Raw genomic sequence first — 26,455 nt, 5'->3', positions numbered from 1 at the left:
CAGCATTGTGGGCTGTACCTTAGAGGGCAAGCTCAGCTCCGACAAGGCTTGGCGCATGGAATTTGTAACAGAATCAAGGTATTTTCTTAGGCTGGGCGAATATGGTGATGCCCTTTCCTTGCTGGAGCCTCCCCCTCATGACCAAGCGGTTAGCGACGCTACCCACCCTCTGGGATGAAAAATCCCGGTTCCGCCGTGCCTTGTTGCGGGTACTGCTGTGGGTGGTGATGGTGGTGTCGCTGGCGTTAAGCGTGCTCAATTTCAGGGCCCATGGCCTAGACTCCATCGCCATTATCGAGGCCATTATCGTGGCCTATAGCGCACTTTTTTTATGGCGCCTGCCCAAGACGCCCTACCTGCATTGGTGGTCCACGTCGCTGGTGATTTTTATTAGCGCCACCGTGCTTCATAGCTTGGTCACCAAGGCCATGCTTAACGACGGTTTTTACTGGCTGCTGCTGGTGCCCACCACCAGTTTGCTATTGCTGGGGTTACTGTGGGGCGGGGTTATTACCGGCGTGGTGGGCATCGCCGGTGTGGCGGTGCTGGTGTGGGCGCAGCCGCCCGGCGGCGGTAACGCGACGGTGGCGGTGGGGATAAATGCGGGGCTCACCTACGTCTTTATCTGGGCTCTTAGCCATGTCTACGAAGCGAAGCGCCACCAGATGGTGGCAAGGCTACAAACCGTTGCTGCCCAAGACCCGTTAACCGGCCTTTATAACCGTCTTTATCTTGAAGATGTGTTTGCCCAGCTATGCCAAAGCCAGCCACAGCATGCCTTTACCCTGGTACTGCTAGATATCGACCACTTCAAGCAAATCAACGACAACCACGGCCACGAAGCGGGCGACCAAGTGCTGCGGCTACTGAGCCAGATGCTGCGAAGCGCCACCCGCGAGCAAGACTGGGTGTTTCGCGTAGGGGGCGAGGAGTTTTGCTTGCTGCTGCCCGGTTGCAACACCCAAAGCGCCATGGACGTTGCCCAGAAGCTGCGCCGCGCAGCGGCCGATCTCACCCTGATGGCCGAAGGGCAGCCGGTGAGCTTTACGGTCAGTATTGGCCTTGCCCAATGGTTAAAAGACGGCGACGACTTCGACAGCCTCTACCGCCAGGCGGATATTCGGCTCTATCAGGCCAAAGAACAGGGGCGCAATACCGTGGTAGCGGATCAGGCCTAACCCCTTGGCGGGCTAGTAGGTTTTCGCTTCAGTAGATTGTGTGTTGCTTGGTTAATCTTTAAATCAGATTGTATGAAGGCGCTTTTCTCTGCCTATCATGTCGGCACTGGTTCGGTTGCCTGCTGAGTAAAGGTTTTGCCAATGACATCACCCAAGGCATTGTTGCCTGTACTTTCACTGACCTTGTGCCTTGGCGCCTGCTGTTTGGCAAACCCCGCCCGCGCCGACGATGACGACGATGCCAAAGCCGTCCAGGCCGAACTCTCCATGACGAGCGAGTTCTACAGCAACCTGCGTGGCGGCCTCAAACGTGGCAGTACCGGCCTCACCAACATTTACGCCTCCTTGCAAGGAAACGGCGGTGCCCTTTGGGGCATGCCGGGCCTGACGCTTTTTACCCAAGGGCTGCTGGTGCGCGGCGGCGACCCCAGCGCACTAACCGGTGACGCCCAAGGCGCCAGCAACATTGCCGCGTCGCACCTCAATCGCCTCTATGAAGCCTGGGCCCAATACAACAGCGACGATTCGCGCTGGTCGGTACTGGGTGGGCTTTACGATGTAAACAGCGAGTTTGACCGGCTCAACTCGGCCTCGCTGTTTCTCAACAGCTCCTTTGGCATGGACCCAAGCTTTGCTGGCAGCGGCCCGGCTGGGCCGTCTATCTTCCCTGCTACCTCGGTGGGGGTGCGGGTGGATTACAAACCCTTCAAAGACATGGTGTGGCGCACCGCCCTGTTGGATGACACCCCGGTGTACCGGGACGGCGCCCCCGACGGGCCCTTTGCCCAGAATGACGGCTTGTTGTGGATAAGCGAATGGGCCTGGCTTGACCGTGAGCAAACAGGGGAGCCCCCCAAGGGCTGGCAGCCCGACATGGTAGGGCGGGTATCGTCACTGGCGCCCTATGACAACAAGTTGGCTGTTGGGGTTTGGGGTTACACCCATAGCCAGGGGGCCTTGGATGGCGGCAATAACGCCCGCTCCAACGGGCTTTATGTGCTGCTTGACCGGCGGCTTTATGTGTCAAGCAAGCTGCCGGGGCAGGTGCTGGGCGGCTTTGTGCAAGGCGCCGTGGCGAGCCCTCAAACCAACCGCTTTGCTCGCTATCTGGGTCTGGGGCTCACCCTTACCCAGCCTTTTAGCCACCGCCCCGACGACACTGCCGGTATCGCCTTGGCCCTGGCCCGTAATAGCCGCCACTACCGCCCCGACGACAGCACCGAAGATTTTGGCGCCACCGAAGCGGCATGGGAGCTCAGCTACCAGGCGGCGGTGAATTCCTGGCTCAGTATCCAGCCCGATCTGCAATACATCGCGCACCCGGACAGCCGTCGGGATATCGGCAATGCCCTGGCATTTCAGCTCAGCGTGCAGGTCAATCTTTAAAAAGCGCGCCGCTGCCAGCTAGCGGTAAGGCAAGCAGGGTAGGTTTATCGCTGAAAGACAAAGCTTTTTACATTTTGATACTGGGGTAATGCGGCCCTGGCCGTTACCTTATGGCATTCGCAAAAGGAGTTTTGATAATGAAGCCACTTTCCCGGTTGCTGATGGCCGGTGTGCTGGGGGCGCTGGCCTTGCCTGCCGCGGCCTACGACGCCAAGGACGTAAAAACCTTTACCCTTAAAAACGGCATGCAGTTTCTGGTGCTCGAAGACAGCGCCATTCCCAACGCCAACATGTACACCTTCTGGAAAGTGGGCTCGCGCAACGAGCGCCCTGGCATTACCGGGCTGTCGCACTTTTTCGAACACATGATGTTTAACGGCGCCAAGAAATACGGCCCCGGCCAGTTTGACAAGGTGATGGAAGCCGCCGGCGGCGCCAACAATGCCTACACCACCGAAGACATCACGGTTTATACCGACTGGTTTCCCTCTTCGAGCCTTAAAACCATTTTTGACCTGGAATCTGACCGCATCGCCCACTTGGCTATCGACCCGAAAATGGTGGCCTCCGAGCGGGAAGTGGTGGCGTCTGAGCGCCGCACCGGCCTTGAAAACTCCAGCTTTGAGACCCTCAACCAGCCGCTGCTGAGCGTGGCCTTTACCGCCCACCCTTATTCCTGGCCGGTGATTGGTTACGAGTCTGATATCAAGGCCTGGACCCAGCACGATCTGGAGAGCTATCACCGCACCTATTACGCTCCCAACAATGCGCTGGTGGTCATCGCAGGCGATGTGGATTTTGCCAAGGTAAAAAACCTGGCCACCCAAGCCTTTGCCGCTATCCCGGCGCAAAGCCCGCCGCCTCCGGTGGTAACGGTTGAGCCCAAGCAAACCGGCGAGCGCCGCCTTTACGTGCAAAAGCCCTCGGTAACCAGCCCCAACCTGATGGTGGCCTACCATGTGCCCGCCACCAAAGACGCCGACACCCCGGCCCTGAAGTTGCTGGCAACTCTGCTTTCTGAGGGGCGCAGCGCCCGCTTGAAAAAGTCCCTGGTGGACGAGCAAAAAGTGGCAACCGATGTGTTTGCCTACCTGCCCAACAACCTGGACCCAACCCTCTTTTACCTCTACGCCGTAGCGGCCCCCGGTGTGACCGAGCCTGCCCTTGAACAGGCGCTGCTGGCTCAAATCAAAGACATTCGCGACCACGGCATCAGCGAGGCCGATCTCACCAAAGCCCGCAACCTGCTGCTGGTGAGCCAGTACAACGAGCTGCAAACCATCAACGGTATGGCCAATGCCCTGGGCAGTTACGCCCTCTACAACGGCGACTATCGCAAGCTCTTTTCCATGGCGGACGACTACGCCAAGGTTACCCCGGCCCAGGTGCAGGCCGTGGCAGCCAAATACCTGACCAAGGCCAATCGTACTGTCGGTGTGCTGGGCAGCCAGGAGGACAAGGAATGAAACACGCTATTTTTGCCCTGGGCCTGGCCCTTGCCAGCCAAGGCGCCGTTGCCGGAGTCGACATGAAGCTGCCTGCCATGACCACCCAAACCCTGGATAACGGGGTAAAGCTGCAATTGATGGCCCGCCATAACGTGCCGCTGATTGACGTAGTGGTATTGGTGAAAACCGGCGCCGTGCATGACGGTAAAGCAGGCCTGGCCTGGCTTACCGGCAACAGCCTGTTGCAAGGCACCCAAGCGCTCACTAAAGGCGAGCTGGAAAGCGAACTCGACAGCCTGGGCGCCTCCATGGAGGTGAGCGTCAGCGAAGAGGGCACCGAGCTGCACAGCCAGTTTATGGCCAAAGACAAGGTTGCTATGCTGGCCCTTATCAAGGACGTGCTCAGCAAACCCCGCTTTAATGACGACGATTTTGCCAATCTGCGCGCCCTGCACCTAGCCGATTTGGCCCAGGCCAGGGAAAGCCCGAGGGAAGTGATCAAGCCTTACTTCAAGCGCCTGGCCTGGGGCGACAATCCCTTTGCCAACCCTGTTGCCGGTAGCCAAAACGGTGTGGCCGATATTGCCCTGGCTGATGTCAAAGGCTTCTATCAGCGCTGGTATAACCCCGGCAACGTGGTAGTGAGCGCCGCCGGCGATTTTGAGGCCGCCGCTTTTGCCAAGGCGCTTGGTAACAGCCTTGGCAGCTGGCAAACCGGCCGCGAAGCGCCGCGCATGAAGATGCGGGCGCCAGCGGTGGCTGACAAGGCAAGGGTGCTTATCGTCAACAAGCCCGATGCCACCGAAACCACCTTTATGATTGGTGGCCAGGGCTTTGCGGCCAGCAGCCCCGACTGGGCCCGCGCCGAAGTGTTGAACACTGTGCTGGGCGGGCGCTTTACCTCCTGGCTTAACCAGGCGCTGCGGGTAGAGAAGGGGTACACCTATGGCGCTGGCTCGCGGTTTTATAGCACCAGCTCCGGCGGCCTTTTTTACATCTCCACCTTTACCCGTAACGCCACCAGCGAGCCGGCCATCGATTTGGCCCTGGCCACCTATCAAAAGCTCTTTAGCGGTAAGTTGGACCAAGCCACCCTGGCCTCGGCCAAGAGCTACCTGATTGGCCAGTTCCCGCCCAAGCTCAGCACCAATGACGCCCTGGCCTCGGCCATGTCGCGCTCGGCCCTTTATGGTTTGGACATGAACCGTTATGGCCAGTTTGGCAGCGAGGTTGAGAGCTTGACCCTGGAGCAGGCCAAGGCCCTGATCCCGGCGCTCTTTCCGGAGGGCAATTTGCAAATGGTGCTCATTGGTAATGCAGATGAGCTGCGCAAATTTGCTGGCAAGTACGGCGAGGTGATTGAAACCGGCATCGACGCCAAAGACTTTTCCCCCTAATCCCTCTAATCCCTTTCAAAAGGCCCGCAAGGGCCTTTTTTGTGGCTAAAAATTGGGCATTTTTTCATGGCATCTCAGAGCCTTATGCCCAGAAATGGCGCCGGGCTACTACACTCCATAGTTATGTCAGCGGCTCCGGTCGTTTAAAGCAGGCAAGGAGCCGCATCCCTTTTCATCTCAAGAGGATGGGGTATGCAGTGGTTAAAGGATCAATCCGTCGCCCTCAAAATCGTGTTGCTGGTTGCCATGGTGCTGTCCATCACCGTGCTTATCTCGGCGTTCAGCATGATAAAAATGGGCAAAATCGCCGAAGAAATTAAAGGCATAGCCCACGAAACCATCCCGCTGGTGCAGCTGACCAGCCAAATCACCGTGCGCCAGATCCAAAGCGCCACCGTGCTGGAGCAATCCTTTCGGGCTATGGACATTCCCATGGATGCCAGCCGTGACGATGTGGCCAAGATGATGCGCCGCTACCGGGAAATGCTGCTGGATTTCGATAAAAACATTACCCAGGCCCAGGGGCTGCTGAGCGGCGCCATCGAGCACAGCATTTCCGCCGAGGTCAAAGAAACCGAGCTGAGCCTCGTCCAGCAATTGCAGCAGATCATCGAGCATCATGACGCCTTTGAAAAACAAGCTTTTGCCCTGATTGAGCTACTGCAAAAAAGTGAAAAGCCTGCCGCTTTTAAAGATCAGGCTCAGGCCCTTGAGCAGCGCCAGCAGGCCTTGAACCAGGAGCTGACCCTCTTTATTGGCCGCATTGAAGCGGTAGGGGAGTCGGTGGCCATGAACGCCGAAGCCGACGAGAAACATGCCCTGTGGCAAACGGTGTTCCTCACCGCCACCGCTTTGCTGCTGGGCATTGGCGTGAGCGTGGTGATCAGCCGGCAAATAGTTGGCTCGGTAGCCCAGGCGCGCCACGTGGCCGAGCAGATGGCAGACGGTAATTTCGATGTCGAGATTGAGGTAAACCGTAAGGACGAGTTGGGCCGGTTGCTGCAATGCATGGGGCAGATGGCCGGTTCATTGAGCACCATGGTGGCCAGCATCATGAGCCATTCTAACCAGATGGTGAGTTCGGCTACTTCGCTCTCGCAAATGGCCAAAGACAACCGCCAGGCGGTCAATCAGCAGCAGCAAAATACCGAGCAGGCCTCAAGCGCCATCCACCAGATGTCCACCACCATCTCCCAGGTGGCCCGCAACGCCCAAGACACTTTTGCCAGCAGCTCCCAGGCCGAGAACAGCATCAAGCAGGGCAGCGTGACCATGGACAAAACCCAGCGCCTGAGCGAAGAGCTAGTGCTGAGCACCGACAAATCCCGGCAGATGATTGACGACCTTCGCCAAAGCACGGAGAAAATCAAAGAGTTCATCAACATCGTCAACGGCATTGCCGAACAGACCAACCTCCTGGCCCTCAACGCCGCCATTGAAGCGGCCCGGGCTGGCGAGCAGGGCAGGGGCTTTGCGGTGGTGGCCGATGAGGTGCGGGCGCTGGCGTCGCGCAGCCAGGACGCCACCCAGGAGATCCAAAACCTGATTGGCACTCTGGTAGGTAACGCCGGTAGCGCCGCCGAGATGATCTACCAAAGCTCTGAGAAAATTCTCGAGACCTCGCAATGTATCAACACCGCCAAAACCGAGCTTAGCAGTGGCTATCAGGCCCTGACCCAGCTCAACGACGCCAATGCCATGATGGCCACCGCCAGCGAACAACAATCGGCAGCAGCCGAGGAGATAAGCCGCAACGTGGTGGATATCCGCGACGCCGGGCAGCGGGTACTGGCCAGTTCTACCCAAACCGAGCGGGCCTGTGAAGACTTGTCAGAACAGGCCGCCAGATTGCGGCAAATGGTGTCTCGTTTTCGGATAAAAAACGAGGTGGCGGTGTCATGATAAGCGGGCCATGAATAGGCCGTTAATGAGGTTATTAACGGTTTCTTATGGCCGCTATTTTTGAGTGTGATTCTTGGGCATGTCTTAAATGACGTGCCTTTTTATTATTTGCGTCGCCGTTAATGTGAATTAACGGCAAAAAAGCAAAGCTGGTAAATAGGCGATTAAGTTATGTAAGGCAGGTTTCAAAAAATGGCGTGGGGTCAGTGCATTGGTTGTGACAGCGCTATGTCATTGTATCTATTTAAGGAACAAGAGTTTTTTCAGATGCCGTCTTTAAAAAAATCCTGATTCCTCTACCTTGGATAGGCATCTTGAGTCGCTGATACCTGTTCATTTTTATCCAGATGAAGCAGCCACGAATGAACCGGTATCCAGGCTCGGGCTTTTGATAAATCCCCTCAATGCAGGGCCAAACTTTCGAGGAATCAATTATGTCTATCGACACTACCAGCACCCAATACATCACCACCAAAGACGGCACCCGCATCGCTTATAAAGACTGGGGCACCGGCCAACCTATCGTGTTCTCCCACGGCTGGCCTCTGGCCGGTGACGCCTGGGACGCCCAAATGCTGTTTTTCGGCATGAACGGCTACCGTGTTATTGCCCACGACCGCCGTGGCCACGGTAATTCCGACAAGCCCTGGGACGGCAACAACATGGACCAATACGCTGACGACCTGGCCGAGGTTATCGAAGCGCTGGATCTCAAAGATGCCATTCTGATTGGCCACTCCACCGGCGGCGGCGAAATTGCTCACTACGTGGGTCGCCATGGCTCCGCCCGTGTCGCCAAAATGGTGCTGGTTGGTGCCGTACCGCCGCTGATGCTCAAAACCGATGCCAACCCTGAAGGCACCCCCATGGACGTGTTCGACGGTATCCGCCAAGGCACCGCCACCAACCGCGCCCAGTTCTTTAAAGATTTGACTGTGCCCTTCTACGGCTTTAACCGTGAGGGCGCCGAAGTCAAACCCGGCCTGCAAGAGTCGTTCTGGCTGATGGGCATGCAAGGCGGCATCAAGGGCGAGTACGACTGTATCCGCGAATTCTCTGAAGTCGATTACACCGAAGACCTCAAGAAAATTGATAAGCCGACCCTGGTTATCCACGGTGACGACGACCAAATCGTGCCCATCGGTGCCTCCGGTGCCAAAACTGCCCAGATCGTCAAAGACGCTACCCTGAAAATCTACGAGGGTGCGCCCCATGGCTTGGCTCAGGTACATCCCGACAAATTCAACGCCGACGTGCTGGCCTTTATCAAAGGCTAAGTCGCCAACTCTCTTTGCGTGTTAAAGCCTGGCTTCGGCCGGGCTTTTTATCGCCTGGGCGCCGTGCTATAAAGGCCCGGTCGAAAAAGGTGGACCGGTTTGGTAAGCCCCGGTCGGCAGTGTCATGCTGCTTTATTCCAGCCCTCTGGGCCGCGGACCACGACAGAAAACGGACATGTGCGTTTTCTGGTCGGGTCTTTTGGCGGCACTCTCTCCCTCCTTGCACCCAGCAGAACGCCCTGTCCCGGTTTGACACTGTATGGAGCAAGACACATGAATGACATCCCGGTAGTGATTGTTGGCGGTAGCCTGGTGGGCCTCGCCGCGTCGGTATTTCTGTCCTGGCGCGGTATCGCCAATATCGTGATTGAAAAACACCCACAAAGCCTGCCCCATCCAAGAGCCATGGGCTTTACCGAACGCACCTTGGAGTACTTTCGGGCGGTAGGCCTGGGGGCTGATATCCCGCAGGTGGCGCCCGGCGTGCGGCTGCGCCGGGTAAAAGCCGACAGTCTCTTTGGCTCCTGGCAAGGCGAAACCCTGTGGACACCAGGGCAGGGCAGCGGCTGTGAGAACCTTTCACCTTGCCAAGGCGCCGCCATTGCCCAAGACCGGCTCGAACCCATACTGCGCCAAAAGGCCGAGCAGCTTGGCTCGTCCCTGTGGTTGGGATGGGAGATGCTCAACTGGCACCAGGACGCGCACGGCGTGCAGCTATGGGTAACAGAGCGCAACAGCGGCGAGCGGCGCCTTATCAAGGCCCGCTACCTTATTGGTGCCGACGGTGCCAAAAGCGCCATTCGCGAGCAGCTTGGCATTACCCGCCAGGGCTGCGGCGAGCTTCGCACCGTCAGTAGCGTGCTGTTTTCCTGCCCGGCGGCCGACGCCCTGCTAAGCCGAGGTGTTCAGCAGTTCGAGATAAGCCAGCCCGGCCTTGAGACCTTTTTGACCAGTTATGGCGAGGGGCGCTGGGCGCTGATGCGGGTGAGCGACAAGGGCTTGGATGACGAAGCGCTTTGCCGCGCCATTCCCAAGGCCCTGGGCCGGGAAGTGCCTTTTGAGGTGCTCACCACCGGCCAGTGGCCCATGGCTGGCCTTATCGCCGAGCGCTACCAAGAGGGCCGGGTGTTTCTGGCCGGAGACGCAGCCCATCAATTGCCCCCTACCCGTGGCGGCTTTGGCGCCAACACCGGTATTGAGGATGCTTACAACCTGGCCTGGAAGCTTGCCTGGGTGCTCAAGGGTCGCTCGGCCCCGGCGCTCCTTGACAGCTACAGCGCCGAGCGCCAACCCATAGGGGCGCTGCGTTACCAGCAAACCTTTGCCCGCCCCGACTATCGACGTTACCTCAAGGCGCCTTTGGAGGGGGTAACCCTTTTTGGCAATGAGGCCATGGAGCTTGGCCAGTTGCAGCGCTCGGCGGCGATTTTGGGCGCCAGCAGCGAGCTACCGGCTGCGGCTCACCCTGATACCTGGCAAGGCCAGCCCGGCGTCAGGGCGCCGCACCTGTGGCTGGCGGACGGGGTATCGAGCCTTGATTCTTTTACCGAGGAGCTGACGTTGGTGTTTGCCGAGTCGCGCTGGCAGGACCTTGCCAGTACCGCGGCACTGAAGCTCAATATCCCGGTTCACACCCTGGTGCTGAGCGAGGCCCAAGCCCAGGCTTTTGGCCTTGTGGACGGCAGCGCCCTGGTGCGCCCCGATGGGGTGGTGGGTTGGCGATGCCAGCGTATGCCAAAAGACCCTTTGGCCGAGCTTATTGGCGCCATCAAAGGCGTGGCTTTTTTGCGCTAAACCTCAGGGCTATCACCAAAAAGCAGTGTTATCACCATGAAAAAAGGAGGCCCGGGGCCTCCTTTTTGCGTTATGCGCGGCTTACCAGCGCATGGAGACCATTACCCCGGTATCGCCATGGCCGTCAAACCAGGGGGCGATAGCCAGGTTGTCACTGAACTTGTGGGTAAAGAGATAGCCGGCGGTGGTGCCGATGGCGGCGCCGGCCACCACGTCTTTCCAGTAGTGGCGGTCAGCCTGCACCCGGCCAACGGCGGTGAGTGCTGCCAAGCCGTAGGCCGGCACCCCGTATTGCCAGCCGTAACGGATGTTCAGGGTGGTGGCGGCGGCAAAGGCGGCGCTGGCGTGGTTGGATGGAAAGCTGTCGTCACCGCTGTGGTCCGGGCGCTCCTCATGAATAAGGTGCTTGGCCACAATGCTGGTACCGGCGGCGCTGCCGATGGAAAAGGCGGCTTGCTTGGCGCCTTCCCAATCTTTTTTGTAGGCGGGCACCACAAAGGCCCCGGCGATCAGGGCATCGGTGCTGACATTGCTGATGGTTTCCCAGGTATCGGAGGCGTGGGCGCCAAATGCGCTTAAAAGGCTAATGGCGGCGGCCAGCTTTATGGAATGGAACTTCATCGGTACGGCTTACCTGGTTACGACAAGGACGGGCCCATCCTCAAAGCCGTTGCTTAGCGCTTTATTAAGAAATGTTACCAAGGCAGCCGGGCTGTTACCGGCCAAGCCTTAAAGTGTTATTTGGCTCCCAATTCGCGGATCTTGTCCATATCCAGATACTGGGTATAGCCGGTCACGGCAGCGCTGACATCGGGGTTGGTCATCAGCTCCTGCATGGCGACCTGGCCCACCATCTGAAAAGCACCTTGCCAGGCGGTGGGGGAGGTTTTCAGGGCGGCACTGGCCTGGGCTGGGCAGTCTTCGGTTAACAGGCGGGTGATAAGGGCGCCGGTGCTTTTATTGGAAAGGGTAATGTTCTGGGCGCTGACCTTGGCGTATTGCTGGATGTCGGGGTGTTTGGACATGGCAAAGAAGATCCACTGGGCCAATTGTTTGCGTTCCCGGCCATTAAGAGAATCAATCAAACACTGGCCAAGATTGGCCGAGGCATCGGCAGCCAGCACCGGTTGCGGGAGCAGGCTGGCTTGGGTGAGCAGCAGCGCAAAAAGGGCTTTTTTCATGGGGTTTTCCCTATCCGTTTTATTGTTATTAAAAGGTAAATTCGAATTACCTTAACCCTGGCGGCAGGCCCGGTAAAGACCAGGCTGCGCTAAAACGGGGGAGATAAAAAACACCGGCCCATGGCCGGTGTTTTTCAGCACTCGGTAAAGATGCGTGACAAAGGCCAGCGAGACTTGGGTAGCTTTTTATTGAAGTCGTCTTCGCTGTGATAGCCCAGGGCCACAATCACCAGGCTGGTATAGCCCTTGGCGTGCAGGTCGAACTCGGCATCCAGGACCTGGGCGTCAAAGCCTTCGATGGGTACCGCATCGATGTCCAGCGTTGCGGCGCCCAGCAGCACGGTGCCGAGGTTCAGGTAGACCTGTTTTTCCATCCAATGCTGGGCATCTTTAAGGGCAAAGCGGTGCTGATTGACAAAAAAGGTGCGGCCCCGGCGGCCACCGGCTTTGGCCTCTTCGGTGGGGTAACGGCCATCGGCATCTTCGGTGGCGATAAGCTCTTCGATGTAGTGCTCATCAATGCTGGTTTTGGCGCAAAACACCAGCACATGGGAGGCGTTTTTGATCTTCGCTTCGTTAAAGCTGTAACCGCCCTGAGCCGCTTTGGCGATGCGGTTTTTGCCTGCTTCAGTCGCGGCCAAGATCAGGTGCCAGGGCTGGGAGTTAACGCTTGACGGGCTAAACCGCGCCAGCTCCTTGAGCTGAGCGATTTTGTCGTCGCTAATGGTTTTGCTGGGGTCAAAGGCCTTGGTTGAATAACGGGCCTTGGCAAAATCGGTGATGTTCATTGGGGTCCTGCAGCGAGGTTGGGGGATTGCTTACCCTAACCGCTGCTTCGCGCAAGTAAAACGCCGAAATGGCAGATTCACTTTCAATGTTGCTTTGAAAATACAGGGGCTTTTGCCCCTGTATTTTAGGCGTTACCACAGCGCCACGGCGGCTTGCTGCTGGTCGATGGGCAGCAGATGAAAGGCCTGTAGGGCTTGGTGTACATCCGGGTAGTCAAAGGCGTACCAGACATTCAGGGTGTCGCCATGGGGGCCAAAATCGTAAGGGTTGGCAACGCCGCCGCCGTTACCCTCTAACCAATTCAGGCAGCCATTGCAGGGTGCCAGCTCGACAAACATCACCGCCGGGTTGGTCAGCGCCAGGTGGTTATTGCCCGCGGCGGTGAGGGCGCAGCGCTCGGCGTGGTTGCCAACCGGGCCTTGGTCAAGGCCACCGGCAGCCACTTGCGAATTACCAAAAGCCACCCCAAAACCTTGGCCCGGCAACGCCGGAAACTGATGGCTGGGCTGTACGGCAAGTGCCGCGCAGCAAGAAGCCGGGCCAATGCCGACATTGGTGCCGCGCACGGCGGCAAAATGCAGCACCGTTTCCTGGGCCAGCACTTGGGCCGTGGCATAGCCGGGTTGCAGGGCGTTGTTGGGAGTTAAGTGACGGACGATTACGGGCATGGGTGTTCTCCTTTCCTTGAGAGCCAGCGGTTGCCGGTTAGGGGCAGGATAAAAAGTGCCGTTGCCGGTTGGCAGGGGAAGCTTTTCCATGGTGATGCGCTGAAGTGGGGGTATTGACGAGCTGAAAAGTGAAATAAGCCGGCTACCGCAGTAACCGGCTTTGGCTCAGGCCTGTACCGAACTTACCTGGATGGTTTCCGGGGCTGGGACGCCAGTGTTATAAACGATATCAACGCTGGTGATACCCCGGATGGTGGCCAAGGGATTGGTACAGGTAAAGACGGCGTTGGCACCGGCAAGGCCCGTCAGCGGGATACCACCCGGTTGGCCACGCATGTTGTGAACACCGTTTTGGTTGTCGGCATTGTGAACGAGGGTAATGGTAGGCATGATCTTCTCCTTGATAGTGTGTCCCTGTTGGACGGCTTCAAGGTAAAGGCGCCTTGCGGCCTTACTAAGAGGAAGGGCTTCCCTCAGGCCGCTGCGGCTTGTTGCTCCAGTAACACAACCAATTCGCCCAAGGTCATGGGTTTACCAAACAGCCAACCCTGGGCGTAATCCACCCCAAGTTTTCTAAGGGCTTGGTATTGGCGCTCGTTCTCTACCCCTTCGGCCACCAACTGCACATTCAGCTGGCGGGCGATGCCGACGATTTGCGGAATAAGGGAAGAACGCACACTGTTCTCTTCCATGTCGGTGACGAAGCTGCGATCGATTTTCAAAACATCGCAGTCCATTTTGATGAGCTGGCCAAGATTGGCATAACCGGTGCCAAAGTCATCCACCGCCAGGCCAATGCCCTGCTGGCGCAGGTAGTGCAGGTTCGCTTGCGCCTGGGCCTTGTCCAGTTCTTCGTCTTCGGTAACCTCAAACACCAATTTAAAGCGGCTGGCCTTGATGACCGGCAGGGCCATTAATTCGCGAATGGCGCTGGTGGCAAGCAGGTGAGGGTAGATATTGAAACTCACCTTAAAGCCCGCCGGCAGTTCGGTGCAGGCTTCAAGCTCGGCCAAGGTGCGGTTTAGCATCTGCACCGTAAAGGGCCAGGCCAGCTCCAGCTCCCGTAAACGATCGATAAACTGGTCCGGCGATAACGGCCCGATGTCGTCAGCAAAGCGGGCCAGAGCCTCGGCGCCAATCACCTTGCCGGAGGCCATGTCCACCACAGGTTGCAGCAGCCAGTAGAAACCTTGATGCCTCAAGCCCTGGCGTAACCTGACCCGGATGGAACTGCGGTAATCGCGATACAAACTTTGGCCGATGCTGGTGGCGGCGCCCACTATCAAGCTGAAGATAAAAGCCACCACCATCAGGTAGCTGTTTTGCTCAAGCACTGCCCGCGATGACTGGCGAAGGGCAAGGCAATATTGAGGGTATTGGCTGCTACAAGCGCTAAAACGGGTATTGGTGAGCTGCTTTTGGCCAAGCTCACCGGCGCCGAATAACCCTTCCACGCCTGCCATATGCACTGGCTCCTGGCCTTGGAATACCAGCTCCCACTCCCTTTCGTTGCGAAGGGCTTGTGCTATCCGCTCCTGCAACTCCAATACCACGTTATAGCGGCCGTACTGGGCGATAAAGGCGTAACGCGGCGTGGTGTCGTCACGAAACAACATGATCCGCGAGCGCAGCCAGAATTGATTGCCTTGGGCATCTTGGTAATCGGGCTTGGGCTCGGTGAGCGGCGTTTTTAATCTTCCTGAACTGGTGGCGCACACCAGTTTGCCGTCTTGGAAAAAGCCAATGCCCTTGATGTAGTTGGCATTAAACACGGCCCGGCGCATAGCCAGCAGGTTGTCACGGCTGCAATCGGTGTAGCCGAGGCTGTTGAGGGAGTGGGTAACTGATTGGATCTCGCCGAAAATGGCGTCAAAGGTGGCCAGGGTCTCCTGGCCGTTTTGCTGCAACTCATGGCGGGCGCTGACCAGGATCAGTTGTAAGGCAATGACGAAAAACAGCACGGCAGTAAGCACAGACAGCAAGGTCGAGAAGGTGTGCTTGGCCAGTTGGGTCCTGAGGGTCATCGATACATCCGTGTCAGCGCTGCCTTAACGGCTGGCCAGTTTATTAGTACTTACTGTTTACGATAACTGTCACATTATCTTGTTGTTTTTCACTTCGCCAGCACCGTAGAGGGCTATGGAACTGTTGTTTCTCAAAAAAGTAGTCTTGATCAAAAAAAGGCCACTTAGTAGCGAAATTTTTCACATATGCCTAGTTTTGCCCTGTGCTGGCGGCGTGAAGGCATCGTGCATCCAGCCGTGCTGTTACGCCACTGGCAGAGGAACACTTTTCGGCTACCTTTGAGAACAAAGGTTAACGCCTTGGTTAATGTTGTAAATAACCATGATTATCATGGTGTTAAATGATTCGTTATTGATTTTGGTCATCCCAAAAACCTTGAGTTTCCTCTATGGTCCGCTCAAGATCCGCGCACCGGTGTCGCTATAGATGGGCAGCTCGTGCATAAAAGAGGCAACCCCCCGATGAGTAACCTAACCCGTATCATGGATAACCTGTCAGTCGCCGCCAAGCTCTCGTGGGGGTTTGGCATCGTTTTGGTGCTGACCCTGGTGGTGGCCGTGACCGGGAGCCGTGGGTTAAATGCCATGCTGGCAAGAAGCGATAAAGTCGCTGTTGGGGGGATGGTCAACGACCTGTTGATGGACGCCGAGGTGAGCCGCCGCGATTATCTGGTGTCGGGTGACGATGCCAAAGTCGGCGATTTTGATAAGGCCATCAAACAGATTGCCAGTGTCGCCCAAGAAAAGAAGCCGCTGTTTCACGTGGCTGCTGATATCAAAACCCTAAGTGACATCAACAGCATTGCCAAAGAGTACCAAAGCGAATTCACCCGCTTTGTGGAGCTGTCCAACAAGAAAGCCGAGATCCGCACCAGCTGGGTGAAAATCGGCAACATCATGGTGGGCAAGGTTACCGAACTCAACAAAAGCCTGGGGGGCATGGCCCAGGTAATGGCCGACGAAGCGGTGGTGTCCAATGCCCTGCTGGCCTCCGACATCAACCAGCGGGTGGCCATGCTGCGCTACTACATGCGCGGTTATATTTTTGATGGCAGCAGCAAAAACCTCGATGCCGCCACCATGACCATGGCCGAGATCCAGCAACTGGCCGACACCCTCAATATTGGCGGTGGTGACCGTCAAATCCTCGATGACGCCCTCAAGGCCCTGGCCGGTTATCGCCAGCATGTATTGCAGCTCAACAAAGTGGTGGGCGAGCAGGAGTCGCTGCGTAAAGAGATGGACGCCGAAGCCCTGAAACTGGGTGCCCAGGTTGACCGCCTGATGGAGTCTCAATCCGACAAACGCGAAGCCGACAGCCATTCGGCCATCCTCACCCTGATTGTGGTGTCGGCGCTGGCGTTGGTGCTGGGGGTGCTGGGCGCTTGGATTATTACCCGCCAAATAGTGCGCCCGCTACGAGACACCGTGAACGTGGCTCGCACAATTGCCGATGGCGATCTGAGCACCAATATTCGAGTTGAACGTAAAGACGAGCTGGGCGAGCTGATGCAGGCCATGGCCCATATGAACCAGAACCTGCGCGATGTGATGAGCCAGATCAGCGGCAGCGTCGAGCAACTGGCCAGCTCTGCCGAGCAGCTGTCGGCGGTGACTGAACAAAATAGCGCCGGCATGCAGCGCCAGCGCGCCGAGACCGATCAGGTGGCCACCGCCATCAACGAAATGACCGCCACTGTGCAGGAAGTGGCCCGCAACGCCGAGCTGGCCGCCGTGGCCGCCTCCGAAGCCGACCACACCACCGCCGAAGGCAACAAGGTGATTGCCAGGGCCGTGCAGCAAATTGAAGGGCTGTCCCAGGAAATTGGCCACACCGCCATGGCCATGGAAAAACTCAAGGCCGACAGCGACAGCATCGGCACTGTGCTGGATGTGATTAAAGCGGTGGCAGAGCAAACCAACCTGCTGGCGCTGAACGCCGCCATCGAAGCGGCCCGCGCTGGTGAAGCCGGGCGCGGCTTTGCGGTAGTGGCCGATGAAGTGCGGGGCCTGGCACGGCGCACCCAAGAATCCACCGCCGAGATTGAAAACCTTATCGCCAACCTGCAACACGGCACCCAGGAATCGGTGCAGATGATGGAGCGCAGCCGCCAGCTCACCGACGAAACCGTGACCCTGGCCCAGCAGTCCGGCGCGTCTTTAACCGACATTGCCAATGCCGTGTCCCGCATCCAGGACATGAACCACCAAATCGCCACCGCCGCCGAAGAGCAAAGTACGGTGGCCGAAGAGATAAACCGCAGCGTGGTGCGGGTGCGGGAAATTGCCGAGCAAACCGCCCAGGCTTCGGAGGAAACCGCCAACTCCACCGAAACCTTGGCCGGGCTTGGCACCGAGCTCCACGGCCTGGTGGGCAAATTCAAAATCTGAACAAGCGGCCCAAGGGCCGCTTTTTTGTGTCTGGTCACCGCCCGCCGATAAAAACGTTGATACTGGTTTTTTAACCAGTAAACTGGCCGCTGCTGCCACAGTGGAGACAGACCCTTGCCCCAGGGCTTTTTACTTTCCCGCCATCATCGCGATATCGCTGGTAAAACCGAAATTCACCTTTGGCTGAGCTGCCCTGACGGCCCGGCCAAACTGGTGGTGGAAGGGGAACAGCCGGTGTTGATGGTGGCGGCCAATCACCTGGCCAAGGCCAAGAGCCTGCTGGCGGGGAGCCTGGCGGACGTCAAAGAACTGGGGTTTCAAAGCTTTGCCCGCGAGCCGGTGGTCATGCTCTATTTCGCCACCCTTGAGGCCCACAAGCAGGGCCAGGCGCAGCTCACCAGCAACGGCATCGAAGTGCTGGAAGCGGACATCAAACTCTCCGACCGTTACCTGATGGAACGTTTTGCCCGCGGCGCCATCGCTTTTGACGGCACGCCAACCGCCAAAGCCGGTTATACCGAGTGGCGCCAGGTGCGAATAAAAGGCGCCGACTACCGGCCCAAGCTCAAGGTGCTGAGCCTGGACTTGGAATGCTCGGCCAAGGGCGAGCTGTATTCGGCGGGGCTCTATGGCAACGGCGCTGCCAAGGTGCTGATGGTGGGAGCGCCTGAGCCCAGCGATGGCGAGATAGACTGGGTAGCCGATGAAAAGGCATTGCTGCAACGCCTTGAAGCCGAAATCACTCGCCTGGACCCCGACATCATCATCGGCTGGTCGGTGGTGGCCTTTGACCTGCGGCTCCTGGCCAAAAGGGCGGAGCGCCACGGCATGACCCTGCGCCTTGGCCGGGGCGGTGAGGCCCTTTGGATACGCGATGCCACCGGCGACGGCCAAGCCTTTGCGTCCCTGCCGGGGCGGGTGGCCATCGATGGCATCGACGCCCTCAAAATTGCCACCTACAACTTCGAGAGTTTCAGCCTGGAATTTGTCTCCCAGGCCCTTTTGGGGCGCGGCAAGAAAACCGAAGACGTGGATAACCGCCTGGCCGAGATTGAGCACGATTTTCGCTTTAACAAGCCGAAACTGGCCGCCTACAACCTCGAAGACTGCGTGCTGGTGTGGGACATTTTTGCCAAGACCCGGCTGCTGGATTTTCTCGTGCTGCGCAGCCAACTGACCGGCCTTGAGCTTGACCGCGCCGGCGGCTCGGTAGCGGCCTTTACCAACCTCTACCTGCCAAAGTTGCACCGCGCCGGTTTTGTGGCCCCCAACCTTCCCTTGGGTGGCGGCCTTGCCAGCCCTGGTGGCTACGTGATGGATTCTAGGCCAGGGCTCTATCGCAATGTGCTGGTGCTGGATTTTAAGAGCCTGTACCCGAGCATTATCCGCACCTTTAAAATCGACCCTTTGGGGCTGATTGAAGGGCTGGTGGAAGCAGACGCCATCCCCGGTTTTCGGGAGGCCAAATTCTCCCGCACCAAGCATTTTTTGCCCGAGATAATCACCGAGCTCTGGCAAGCCCGGGACGAGGCCAAGCGCCAAAAAGACGCGCCTCGCTCCCAGGCCATCAAAATCCTGATGAATTCCTTCTACGGAGTACTGGGCTCGGGTGGCTGCCGTTTTTACGACACCCGCCTTGCCAGCTCCATTACCCTGCGCGGCCACGCCATCATGCAGCAGACCGCCAAGTGGGTAGAAGAAGCCGGCCACCAGGTGATTTACGGCGACACCGATTCCACCTTTGTGCTCTTGGACGACGGCCTCGACCATGACCAGGCCGACGCCATAGGCAAAGGGCTGGCAGCCACTATCAACGGGCGCTGGCAACAGACGTTACAGGACGAGTTTTCCCTCGAGTGCCACCTGGAGCTGGAATACGAGACCCACTACCAGCGCTTTTTGATGCCCACCATTCGCGGCTCGGAGGCGGGCTCTAAAAAACGCTACGCCGGCCTTAAAAGCGACGGCGAACTGGTGTTTAAGGGGCTGGAGACGGTGCGCACCGACTGGACGGTACTGGCCAAGCAATTTCAGACCGAGCTCTACCGCTTGGTGTTTGAAGAACAAGATCCCTCGGCATTTATCCGCACCACGGTGGAAGACACCCTGGCCGGCAAGCGCGATGGCGATTTGGTGTATAAAAAGCGCCTGCGCCGCAAGCTCGATCAATACGTGAAGAACGTGCCGCCCCATGTGCGGGCCGCGCGCCTGGCCGACGAGCACAATAAAAAGGCCGGCAAAACCCTCAAATACCAAGGCAAGGGCAGTATCAGCTACCTGATGACCCTAAGCGGCCCCGAGCCTTTGGAATACCAGCAAAGTCCCATCGACTACCAGCACTACATCGACCGCCAGTTAAAGCCGGTAGCCGAAGCCATCCTGCCCTTTATCAACCTCGAGTTCGAACAGCTTATCGGCGGCCAGATGGGGCTTTTTTAAAAGCCCCTTTGCCATTGGCTTGGTGACTTTGGCTTTAGGCGGATCCAATCCTGACGATTCAGGGCCATCTTCAGGCCTTGCCTGGCTACTAGACCCACTATCAGATTGTAAGCCAGCGCAATCCAGGCCGAATTATTTCCGAGGAACCAATGGATGGCCAAGGCCAATGATAAGCCCAGTAGCCCAATACCAACCAAGCAGCTGACAAGCATCGGCCATTGGCACTGGCGTAACCAACACACCAGTTGTTGTGACGCCCACAGGTAGCTACAACCGAGCGGTACCATCAGCAAAAGGGCGATTGGAGCTGTCTTTGTGCCGATGCCTATCATGGCGATTGCTGCCAAAAAAGGTGCCGATGCGATAAACGTCTGGCGCCACAGCAAGCTATCCAGCTTTTGCCAAAGTTCGGTCCTATGGCCAGGTTGGCGTAACCAGAGCCAGCGCAGGCGCGGCACTACCTCCAGAGTTACTATGGGGGCCATCAAAAAACCGTAAAACGTGAATAAAAAGGCGCTGTGGCCATCGCTAAACAAGGCAAGGAAAGGCTTCAGGCTCCAATCCTGAATGCACAGAAGCAAACCCATTAACACCGGATAGCCCCAAAATAACAGGCAATAGCTCCGAAGGTTGCGACTAAGGCTCCCTCTACCCGCCAGTAGCATGGCCCAGACCGGGTCTCCCTGGGCGGTTTGGGGGCTATCTTTGTTCTCTGTCATGGCTCGTATCAGGCTGCCATTGAAGGGCTGTGGCGAGCGCAACTTGACTTGCCTTGGCAGCCAAATATAGAAAGCCACCCAGGCCAGTGTGGTGCCCAACAAAACCAAGGACCAATATTGCTGGAACAAGCTGTTCAACCAGGGAGTAGCCAGGTGCGACGGGAGGTTTGCCAAGGCGACTATCAGCCCGGTGATGAGCACACCTCCCCAGGCATAGCAGATTGCCCACTGGCTCAGCAGCAGATAGCTGGTAACCACTAAAAAGACCCAGGTAAAGGTGGTCGGTTGGTCAGTAAGCCAGGCTGCACCCAGGGCGGCCAGCAAGGCAATTGTCGCCAGTGCCAGCGCTAATAGCGGCCTGGCATTGGGGGCCAGGGTGAAACGCGGGTTACTGATTAGGTGGCGAAACTGAAAGCCTCCAGCCAGAACCGGCACGAAAAGGAGCGCCAACAGCCCGGCCTTCCTGGCGATGTCGGCCCAGCCTACCGGCAGCAAGCTGATGACACACAGTACCAGCCCCAGATAGCTGAGCCAGCGCAGCAGCGGCAGGTAGGCAAAAAAGTATTTGAGTACTGCCAGATAACCTTTCATCCATGTAACTCCAAAAAGATGTCTTCCAGGCTGTTAGGAGCATTAAAGCCATCGGTGCCGGTGGCTTGCAGGGCGTTTTCCTTGAGCGCATCCAGGGTGCTGTCTACCACTAGCCGCCCTTCTTTTAGGATCCAGATACGATCAGCGATCCGTTCGAGATCCGAAACAATGTGGGTAGAAAAGATGAGTGTGCAGCCGGTGTCACCAATCAGTTCTATCAGCGTTTGTAAGAAATGGCGGCGGGCTAGTGGGTCCAAGCTGGCGACGGGTTCGTCGAAGATCAGAAAGTCTGGATCATGGCCTAATGCCGACAATATGGAGAGTTTCTGACGTTGGCCGACTGAGAGAGCCTGTGCCCGTTTGTTAAGGGGGATGTCCCACTCCTTGGCCAGCGCGGCAACTTTTTCTTTGTCCCAGTTTGGGTAGAAGGCGCTGAGCAGATCCAGGTTTTGTTGGCCGCTGAGATTGGGGAGCAGTTCGTCTTGCTGGGGCACAAAACCGATGCGCGCCTTGCTGGCTGCGTTGAGCTCGGTGGCGGGGTGGCCAAACAACAGGCATTGGCCGCTGCTAGGCAGGGCAAACCCCAGCAGGGTTTCCAATAGGGTGGTTTTGCCAGCGCCATTGAGCCCTAGCAGGCCAATAACGTCTCCTTGTTTAACATCAGTACTGATGCTGTCCAGCACCATTTGCTTACCGAACTGCTGGCACAATGCGTCCAGCGTTACCATTGTCTCAGTCATGGTTTTGCTCCAATCCCTGGCGTACTGCCTGAATGATATCGTCGTCGCTCAGTGCCAACTGGCGAGCGGCTTGGATCATGTTGTGAATTAGGGGGGTTAGTAGGGCTTTTGCTTCCTGGGCCTGCTCGGCCTGCGGGGCTACGGTCATGGGTTTACCGCGTTGACGTAGCAACAAACCTTCCGCTTCCAGCAGGTTGTATGCCTTGGAAATGGTCATGGGATTAACGCTGTGGTGCACCGCCAGTTCCCTGACCGATGGCAGCGCCTCGCCAGGTTTTAGCTGGCCTGCGGCAATAAGGCGTTTCACCTGCTCATAAAGCTGGCGGTAAATCGGTATGCCGGATTGCGGGTTGAGATTAAACAATGTCTTCACCTGTATTGTGTATTGATACACTAATACACATTGGGTGAAGAAAACAACAACAATAAAAAACGCCGCTAAGCGGCGTTTTTTTATTGCGGGCTTACTGCACGGCGCTGATGGAGAGGCGGTCTATGGCCTGGACATTGCCCTGGCGGGCGGCCTGTTGCAGCCAGTAGCGGGCTTTAGGGTCGCTTGCGGGTAGCAGTAATCCCAACTGGTATTGAGCCTTGGGTTGGCCCTGTTTGGCGGCCAGTTCATACCAGTATTTGGCGGCGCCAAGGTCTTGAGTAACGCCGCGGCCCAGCTGGTAAAAGTGGCCCAGCTGATATTGGGCCTGGCTATCGCCTTGGTCTGCTGCCTGGCGATACCAGTGGGCGGCCAGGTGTAAATCGGGGCGCAGCAGCTCACCGCTTTCCAGCAACAAACCCAGGTGGCGCTGGGCTTCGCTCAGCCCCTGGGCGGCGGCTTGCTGATACCAGTAGAAGGCTTGGTCGGGATCTTGAGCCAGGCCCTGGCCTGCTTCATAAAAGCGGGCCAGCCAGTATTGGCCCTGGGCGTTACCTGCCTTGGCGGCAAGGCTTGCCCAGTGGGCCGCCGCCGGGTAGTCGGGCAGGGTATTACCTTTGGGATTGTCCAGCTTTTGAGCGTAGAGGGCTTGAGTCTCGGCGCTGCTCTGTTCCAGGGTGACCTGAGTGCGAAGCCAAGTGCCGTGCTGTTTAAGATACTGCCTTGCCTTGAGGTCGCCTTGTTTGGCAGCCTGATTGAGCTGGCCCAATGCCAGGGCAAAGTGAGCGTTATCTAAACTGGTGGCGTAGTCGGCACGGGGAGACGTTGGGTTATCGGTGTGGGCGGCGCAGCCAGCCAGCAGGGAAAGCAACAGGGGGAAAAGGGCGGTGGTACGGGACATCATAAGGCAAGCTATTGTTGTTAATTCACTTATAGAGTACGACCGCTATTTGGTTAGCCTTAAGAGAAAATTTGTAACAAAAGGTCGATAAAAAACAGCGCCCTAGGGCGCTGTTTCTGTTGGCTTATCGCATCTCGTTGATGCCTTGGGCCTTAAGGTAGTCGTCGTAGCTGCCCAGGTAGTCTTTTATACCTGTCGGGGTCACCTCGATGATGCGGGTGGCCAGGGAGCTTACGAACTGGCGATCGTGGGACACGAACAGCAAGGTGCCCTTGTAGTGTTCCAGGGCCAGGTTCAGCGCCTCGATGGACTCCATGTCCATGTGGTTGGTGGGCTCGTCCATCAACAGGATGTTGGGCTTGTGCATCATCAGCTTGCCAATGAGCATACGGCCCTGCTCACCACCGGACAGCACTTTGACCTTCTTCTTGATGTCGTTCTGGCTAAACAGCATGCGGCCAAGGGCGGCGCGCAGGGTCTGTTCGTCGTCCCCTTCCTGCTGCCACTGGGCCATCCAGTCCATCAGGTTGGTGTCCATGGCGAAATCTTCGGCGTGATCCTGGGCGTAGAAGCCGATGTTGGCGTTCTCGGACCATTTGATATCGCCGGCTTTGGGCTCCATGGCGCCGGCCAGGGTGTTGAGCAGGGTGGATTTACCCACGCCGTTGGCACCGATGATGGCGATGCGCTCGCCCACTTCCACGCTCAGCTTGAAGTCTTTGAACAGCAGCTCGCCGTCGTAGCCCTGGGCCAGGTTTTCCACTTGCAGCGCTTGGCGATACAGCTGTTTGGCCTGCTCGAAGCGGATAAAGGGGCTCTGGCGGGAAGAAGGCTTCACTTCTTCCAGTTGGATTTTGTCAATCAGCTTGGCGCGGCTGGTGGCCTGCTTGGCTTTGGAGGCGTTGGCCGAGAAGCGGCTAACGAAGGTTTGCAGCTCGGCGATTTGCGCTTTCTTCTTGGCGTTGTCGGCCAACAGGCGCTCGCGGGTCTGCTCGGCGGCGGTCATGTATTCGTCGTAGTTGCCCGGATAGAGGCGCAGCTCACCGTAGTCCATGTCCGCCATGTGGGTGCACACCTGGTTTAAGAAGTGGCGGTCGTGGGAAATGATGATCATGGTGGAGTCGCGCGCGGTGAGCACCCCTTCGAGCCAACGGATGGTGTGGATGTCCAAGTTGTTGGTGGGCTCGTCCAGCAGCATCACGTCGGGGTTGGAGAACAGCACCTGGGCCAGCAGCACCCGCACCTTGAGGCCGGGGGCTACGGCGGCCATCAGGCCGTAGTGTTGCTCCAGCGGTATGCCCAGACCCAGCAGCAGTTCACCGGCGCGGGACTCGGCGCTGTAGCCGTCCATCTCGGCAAACTGCACTTCAAGGTCGGCCACCTTCATGCCGTCTTCTTCGCTCATTTCCGGCAGGCTGTAAATGCGGTCGCGCTCGGCCTTGATGGCCCAGAGCTCGGCATGGCCCATCACCACGGTGTCGATAACGGAAAAGTCTTCGAAGGCGAACTGGTCCTGGCCCAGTTTGGCCATGCGGGTATGGGGTGCCAGGGAGACGTTACCGCCGCTCGGTTCCAGCTCGCCGGTGAGGATCTTCATGAAGGTGGACTTACCACAGCCGTTGGCACCGATCAGGCCATAACGGTTGCCCTCACCAAACTTGACGGAGATGTTTTCGAAAAGCGGCTTGTCGCCGAACTGCATGGTGATATTGGCGGTGGTCAGCACTCTGGGATACCCCTTGGTTAATAAGGGGCGCAAGCCTACTGATTTTGTGTGACAGGAGCAATGGCCCTGGCGGAAAAATCGCCATAAAAAGGCGCCGGTGGCGCCTTGGGGGAAATCAGCGGGAAGCGCGCAGGGTAAAGAGCCCTTCGCTGGTCACTTCCCGGGCTTTGGGCTTGTCTTGGTCAACCGGCAGCACCGTTTTGCAAAGGGGGTAGTTGGCGCAGGTCCAAAATACCTGGCCCTGGTATTGGCCTTTGCTGACGGTGCGCTTTTGCATGGGGCTGTCGCACTTGGGGCAGTGCTTCTCGGCCCGCTCAAGGGGGGCGTCGCTGCTTATCTCCACCAGGGCCTCTTCTTCTGCCTGGCGGCTGGCCACCAGCGGCGGCAGCGGCTCGTCATCCTCTTGGATTGGCACTGGGGCCTGCGGCTCGGCGACGCTTTGCTGCGGGGGGATAACGGCATCGGGCTCTGCGGCAGCTTTACTTGGGCGCGCCAGTACCGGCTCAGGCTTGCGGCCCTTGAGGGCTTGCTCGATACGAGCGCGGATATCGATGGCGCGGGGATTGTTGCTCACATCAAGCTGGATAAGGGGCAGGCCGATTTTGTCGCAAATCTTGATGAGCTGCTTGTCGCGTTTTTTGCGGTCGCGGCTCGGTTTGCCTTCGGGCAGCAATTCCAGCACCAGCATCACGGCCAGGTCGTCCGGGCGGCACAGCACGAAATCGAGGCGTTTGGCACAAATGCGGTTAAAGGCTCGCTGCCAGTCGCTGCCTTTGAATCTGGCCTGCACGCCAATGACATCGGCCCAGCGCACCTTGGCAAAGACCCGGTAATCGCGGCCACAGGCTTCGTCCAGCAGCGGTAAAAAGGCCAACTCCCGGTCATTGAACAGCGGGGTGCGCTCATAGGCATTGCGAAGCCGCAAGCGCCGCCAGATATAAAGCAGCAGGGCCAGCACAATAAGACCGGCCCCGGCATAGATAAAGGGTCTGAGAAAGGAGAGTTCGTCAGTGAGCATCGGACGTTACCAGGAGTGATTACCTCTCGATGCTAAACGCCAAAGGCTGTCGTTTTACTGACCCGGCCAGTCTCAACGCAAGTCGCGGCGAAATTTTTGCATCTGATCGAGGATCTGCAAGCGGATCCAGCGCGGAAACTTCTCGGTTTGCACCAGGTAGCGCTGCTCGTCGGTATACACAAACCAAGCCGGCGCCTGGCTGCTGCCCACCGACTCGATGCGGGTGATCTGCTGGCGGCTCAGGGTAATGCGGCGGCGCCGATAGCGTATCTCGATGGCTTCGTCGTCAAACATCAGGCCGTGGACCCTGTTGTCCATCAGCCAGTTGGCCAACATGATGCTGGCCAGCACTCCGGCTAGGCTCCACATCAGGCCTGGCCCGGTGATATCGCCAAGGTATTGGGTGTTGTTAGCGATAAGCGCGGCTACCAAAATCACCGCAGTCCCCACCGCTTGGCTGTAAATCAGTTTGTCTGAGCCTTTGAATATGCGCATGGTCGTCAATCTTCCCGCTGT

General features: G+C 57.8%; 22 protein-coding genes. 9 read left to right on the top strand and 13 right to left on the bottom strand.

All coding sequences use genetic code 11. The annotated features are described in order from the left end of the window. Positions 1-137 precede the first annotated feature (137 nt). From AC22G1_RS15365 to AC22G1_RS15335, 7 genes are all read left to right on the top strand, one after another. Positions 138-1,178: a GGDEF domain-containing protein gene (locus AC22G1_RS15365; RefSeq protein ID WP_487314145.1), complete on the top strand. Its 1,041-nt coding sequence runs from the start codon at positions 138-140 to the stop codon at positions 1,176-1,178. Between the two features lie 204 nt (positions 1,179-1,382). Then, the gene (locus AC22G1_RS15360) at positions 1,383-2,564 is read left to right on the top strand and encodes a carbohydrate porin (protein WP_487314144.1); all 1,182 of its coding nucleotides are present in this window, start codon (positions 1,383-1,385) and stop codon (positions 2,562-2,564) included. 137 nt (positions 2,565-2,701) lie between these two features. Beyond that, positions 2,702-4,030 carry a M16 family metallopeptidase gene (locus AC22G1_RS15355; RefSeq protein ID WP_487314143.1) on the top strand — a complete coding sequence of 443 codons (1,329 nt, stop codon included), beginning with the start codon at positions 2,702-2,704 and terminating at the stop codon, positions 4,028-4,030. Next, positions 4,027-5,409 carry a M16 family metallopeptidase gene (locus AC22G1_RS15350; protein WP_487314142.1) on the top strand — a complete coding sequence of 461 codons (1,383 nt, stop codon included), beginning with the start codon at positions 4,027-4,029 and terminating at the stop codon, positions 5,407-5,409. Before AC22G1_RS15355 ends, AC22G1_RS15350 begins: the two co-directional genes overlap by 4 nt. A gap of 192 nt (positions 5,410-5,601) precedes the next feature. Continuing rightward, the gene (locus AC22G1_RS15345) at positions 5,602-7,311 is read left to right on the top strand and encodes a methyl-accepting chemotaxis protein (protein ID WP_487314141.1); all 1,710 of its coding nucleotides are present in this window, start codon (positions 5,602-5,604) and stop codon (positions 7,309-7,311) included. A gap of 434 nt (positions 7,312-7,745) precedes the next feature. Next, a complete protein-coding gene (locus tag AC22G1_RS15340) occupies positions 7,746-8,588 on the top strand; it encodes an alpha/beta fold hydrolase (RefSeq protein WP_487314140.1) in 843 nt (280 codons plus the stop codon). A gap of 273 nt (positions 8,589-8,861) precedes the next feature. Further along, positions 8,862-10,382: an FAD-dependent monooxygenase gene (locus AC22G1_RS15335; protein ID WP_487314139.1), complete on the top strand. Its 1,521-nt coding sequence runs from the start codon at positions 8,862-8,864 to the stop codon at positions 10,380-10,382. 81 nt (positions 10,383-10,463) lie between these two features. Here AC22G1_RS15335 and AC22G1_RS15330 read toward each other — a convergent pair whose 3' ends face one another. From AC22G1_RS15330 to AC22G1_RS15305, 6 genes are all read right to left on the bottom strand, one after another. After that, a complete protein-coding gene (locus AC22G1_RS15330; RefSeq protein ID WP_487314138.1) occupies positions 10,464-11,003 on the bottom strand; it encodes a phosphatase PAP2 family protein in 540 nt (179 codons plus the stop codon). Between the two features lie 116 nt (positions 11,004-11,119). Next, the gene (locus AC22G1_RS15325) at positions 11,120-11,563 is read right to left on the bottom strand and encodes a hypothetical protein (RefSeq protein ID WP_487314137.1); all 444 of its coding nucleotides are present in this window, start codon (positions 11,561-11,563) and stop codon (positions 11,120-11,122) included. Positions 11,564-11,697: 134 nt separating this feature from the next. Continuing rightward, positions 11,698-12,351 (bottom strand): oxygen-insensitive NAD(P)H nitroreductase, encoded by a 654-nt coding sequence (nfsB, locus tag AC22G1_RS15320; protein ID WP_487314136.1) that lies wholly within the window; start codon positions 12,349-12,351, stop codon positions 11,698-11,700. A 132-nt stretch (positions 12,352-12,483) separates the two neighbouring features. After that, entirely contained in the window at positions 12,484-13,020 is a 537-nt protein-coding gene (locus AC22G1_RS15315) for a cytidine/deoxycytidylate deaminase family protein (protein ID WP_487314135.1), read from the bottom strand. 165 nt (positions 13,021-13,185) lie between these two features. Continuing rightward, positions 13,186-13,410, bottom strand: a complete 225-nt coding sequence (locus tag AC22G1_RS15310) for a hypothetical protein (protein ID WP_487314134.1) — start codon at positions 13,408-13,410, stop codon at positions 13,186-13,188. Positions 13,411-13,493: 83 nt separating this feature from the next. Further along, positions 13,494-15,044, bottom strand: a complete 1,551-nt coding sequence (locus tag AC22G1_RS15305) for an EAL domain-containing protein (protein WP_487314133.1) — start codon at positions 15,042-15,044, stop codon at positions 13,494-13,496. 462 nt (positions 15,045-15,506) lie between these two features. Between AC22G1_RS15305 and AC22G1_RS15300 the strand changes: the two genes are divergently transcribed. Both AC22G1_RS15300 and AC22G1_RS15295 read left to right on the top strand, forming a co-directional pair. Further along, the gene (locus AC22G1_RS15300) at positions 15,507-17,435 is read left to right on the top strand and encodes a methyl-accepting chemotaxis protein (protein WP_487314132.1); all 1,929 of its coding nucleotides are present in this window, start codon (positions 15,507-15,509) and stop codon (positions 17,433-17,435) included. A 114-nt stretch (positions 17,436-17,549) separates the two neighbouring features. Then, positions 17,550-19,874, top strand: coding sequence for a DNA polymerase II (locus AC22G1_RS15295; RefSeq protein ID WP_487314131.1), 2,325 nt, complete (start codon positions 17,550-17,552; stop codon positions 19,872-19,874). On the opposite strand, the gene AC22G1_RS15290 is transcribed toward AC22G1_RS15295, so the two are convergent. From AC22G1_RS15290 to AC22G1_RS15260, 7 genes are all read right to left on the bottom strand, one after another. Further along, positions 19,871-21,184 carry a hypothetical protein gene (locus tag AC22G1_RS15290; RefSeq protein ID WP_487314130.1) on the bottom strand — a complete coding sequence of 438 codons (1,314 nt, stop codon included), beginning with the start codon at positions 21,182-21,184 and terminating at the stop codon, positions 19,871-19,873. The genes AC22G1_RS15295 and AC22G1_RS15290 overlap by 4 nt on opposite strands. After that, a complete protein-coding gene (locus tag AC22G1_RS15285; RefSeq protein WP_487314129.1) occupies positions 21,181-21,924 on the bottom strand; it encodes an ABC transporter ATP-binding protein in 744 nt (247 codons plus the stop codon). The genes AC22G1_RS15290 and AC22G1_RS15285 overlap by 4 nt, the downstream gene beginning before the upstream one ends. Beyond that, complete coding sequence (locus tag AC22G1_RS15280) at positions 21,917-22,297, bottom strand: GntR family transcriptional regulator (protein WP_487314128.1); 381 nt, start codon at positions 22,295-22,297, stop codon at positions 21,917-21,919. Before AC22G1_RS15280 ends, AC22G1_RS15285 begins: the two co-directional genes overlap by 8 nt. Positions 22,298-22,388: 91 nt before the next feature. Next, a complete protein-coding gene (locus tag AC22G1_RS15275) occupies positions 22,389-23,198 on the bottom strand; it encodes a tetratricopeptide repeat protein (protein WP_487314127.1) in 810 nt (269 codons plus the stop codon). Between the two features lie 121 nt (positions 23,199-23,319). Further along, positions 23,320-24,897, bottom strand: a complete 1,578-nt coding sequence (locus AC22G1_RS15270; protein ID WP_487316733.1) for an ABC-F family ATPase — start codon at positions 24,895-24,897, stop codon at positions 23,320-23,322. Positions 24,898-25,036: 139 nt separating this feature from the next. Continuing rightward, positions 25,037-25,939, bottom strand: a complete 903-nt coding sequence (locus AC22G1_RS15265; RefSeq protein ID WP_487314126.1) for a DUF2726 domain-containing protein — start codon at positions 25,937-25,939, stop codon at positions 25,037-25,039. Between the two features lie 72 nt (positions 25,940-26,011). Then, entirely contained in the window at positions 26,012-26,434 is a 423-nt protein-coding gene (locus AC22G1_RS15260) for a hypothetical protein (RefSeq protein ID WP_487314125.1), read from the bottom strand. Between the last annotated feature and the right edge of the window lie 21 nt (positions 26,435-26,455).

The sequence above is a fragment of the Gallaecimonas zhanjiangensis genome (genome assembly GCF_057624825.1).
Note: the sequence above shows the minus strand (reverse complement) of the source record. Positions and strands in the feature narration are given on the sequence as shown.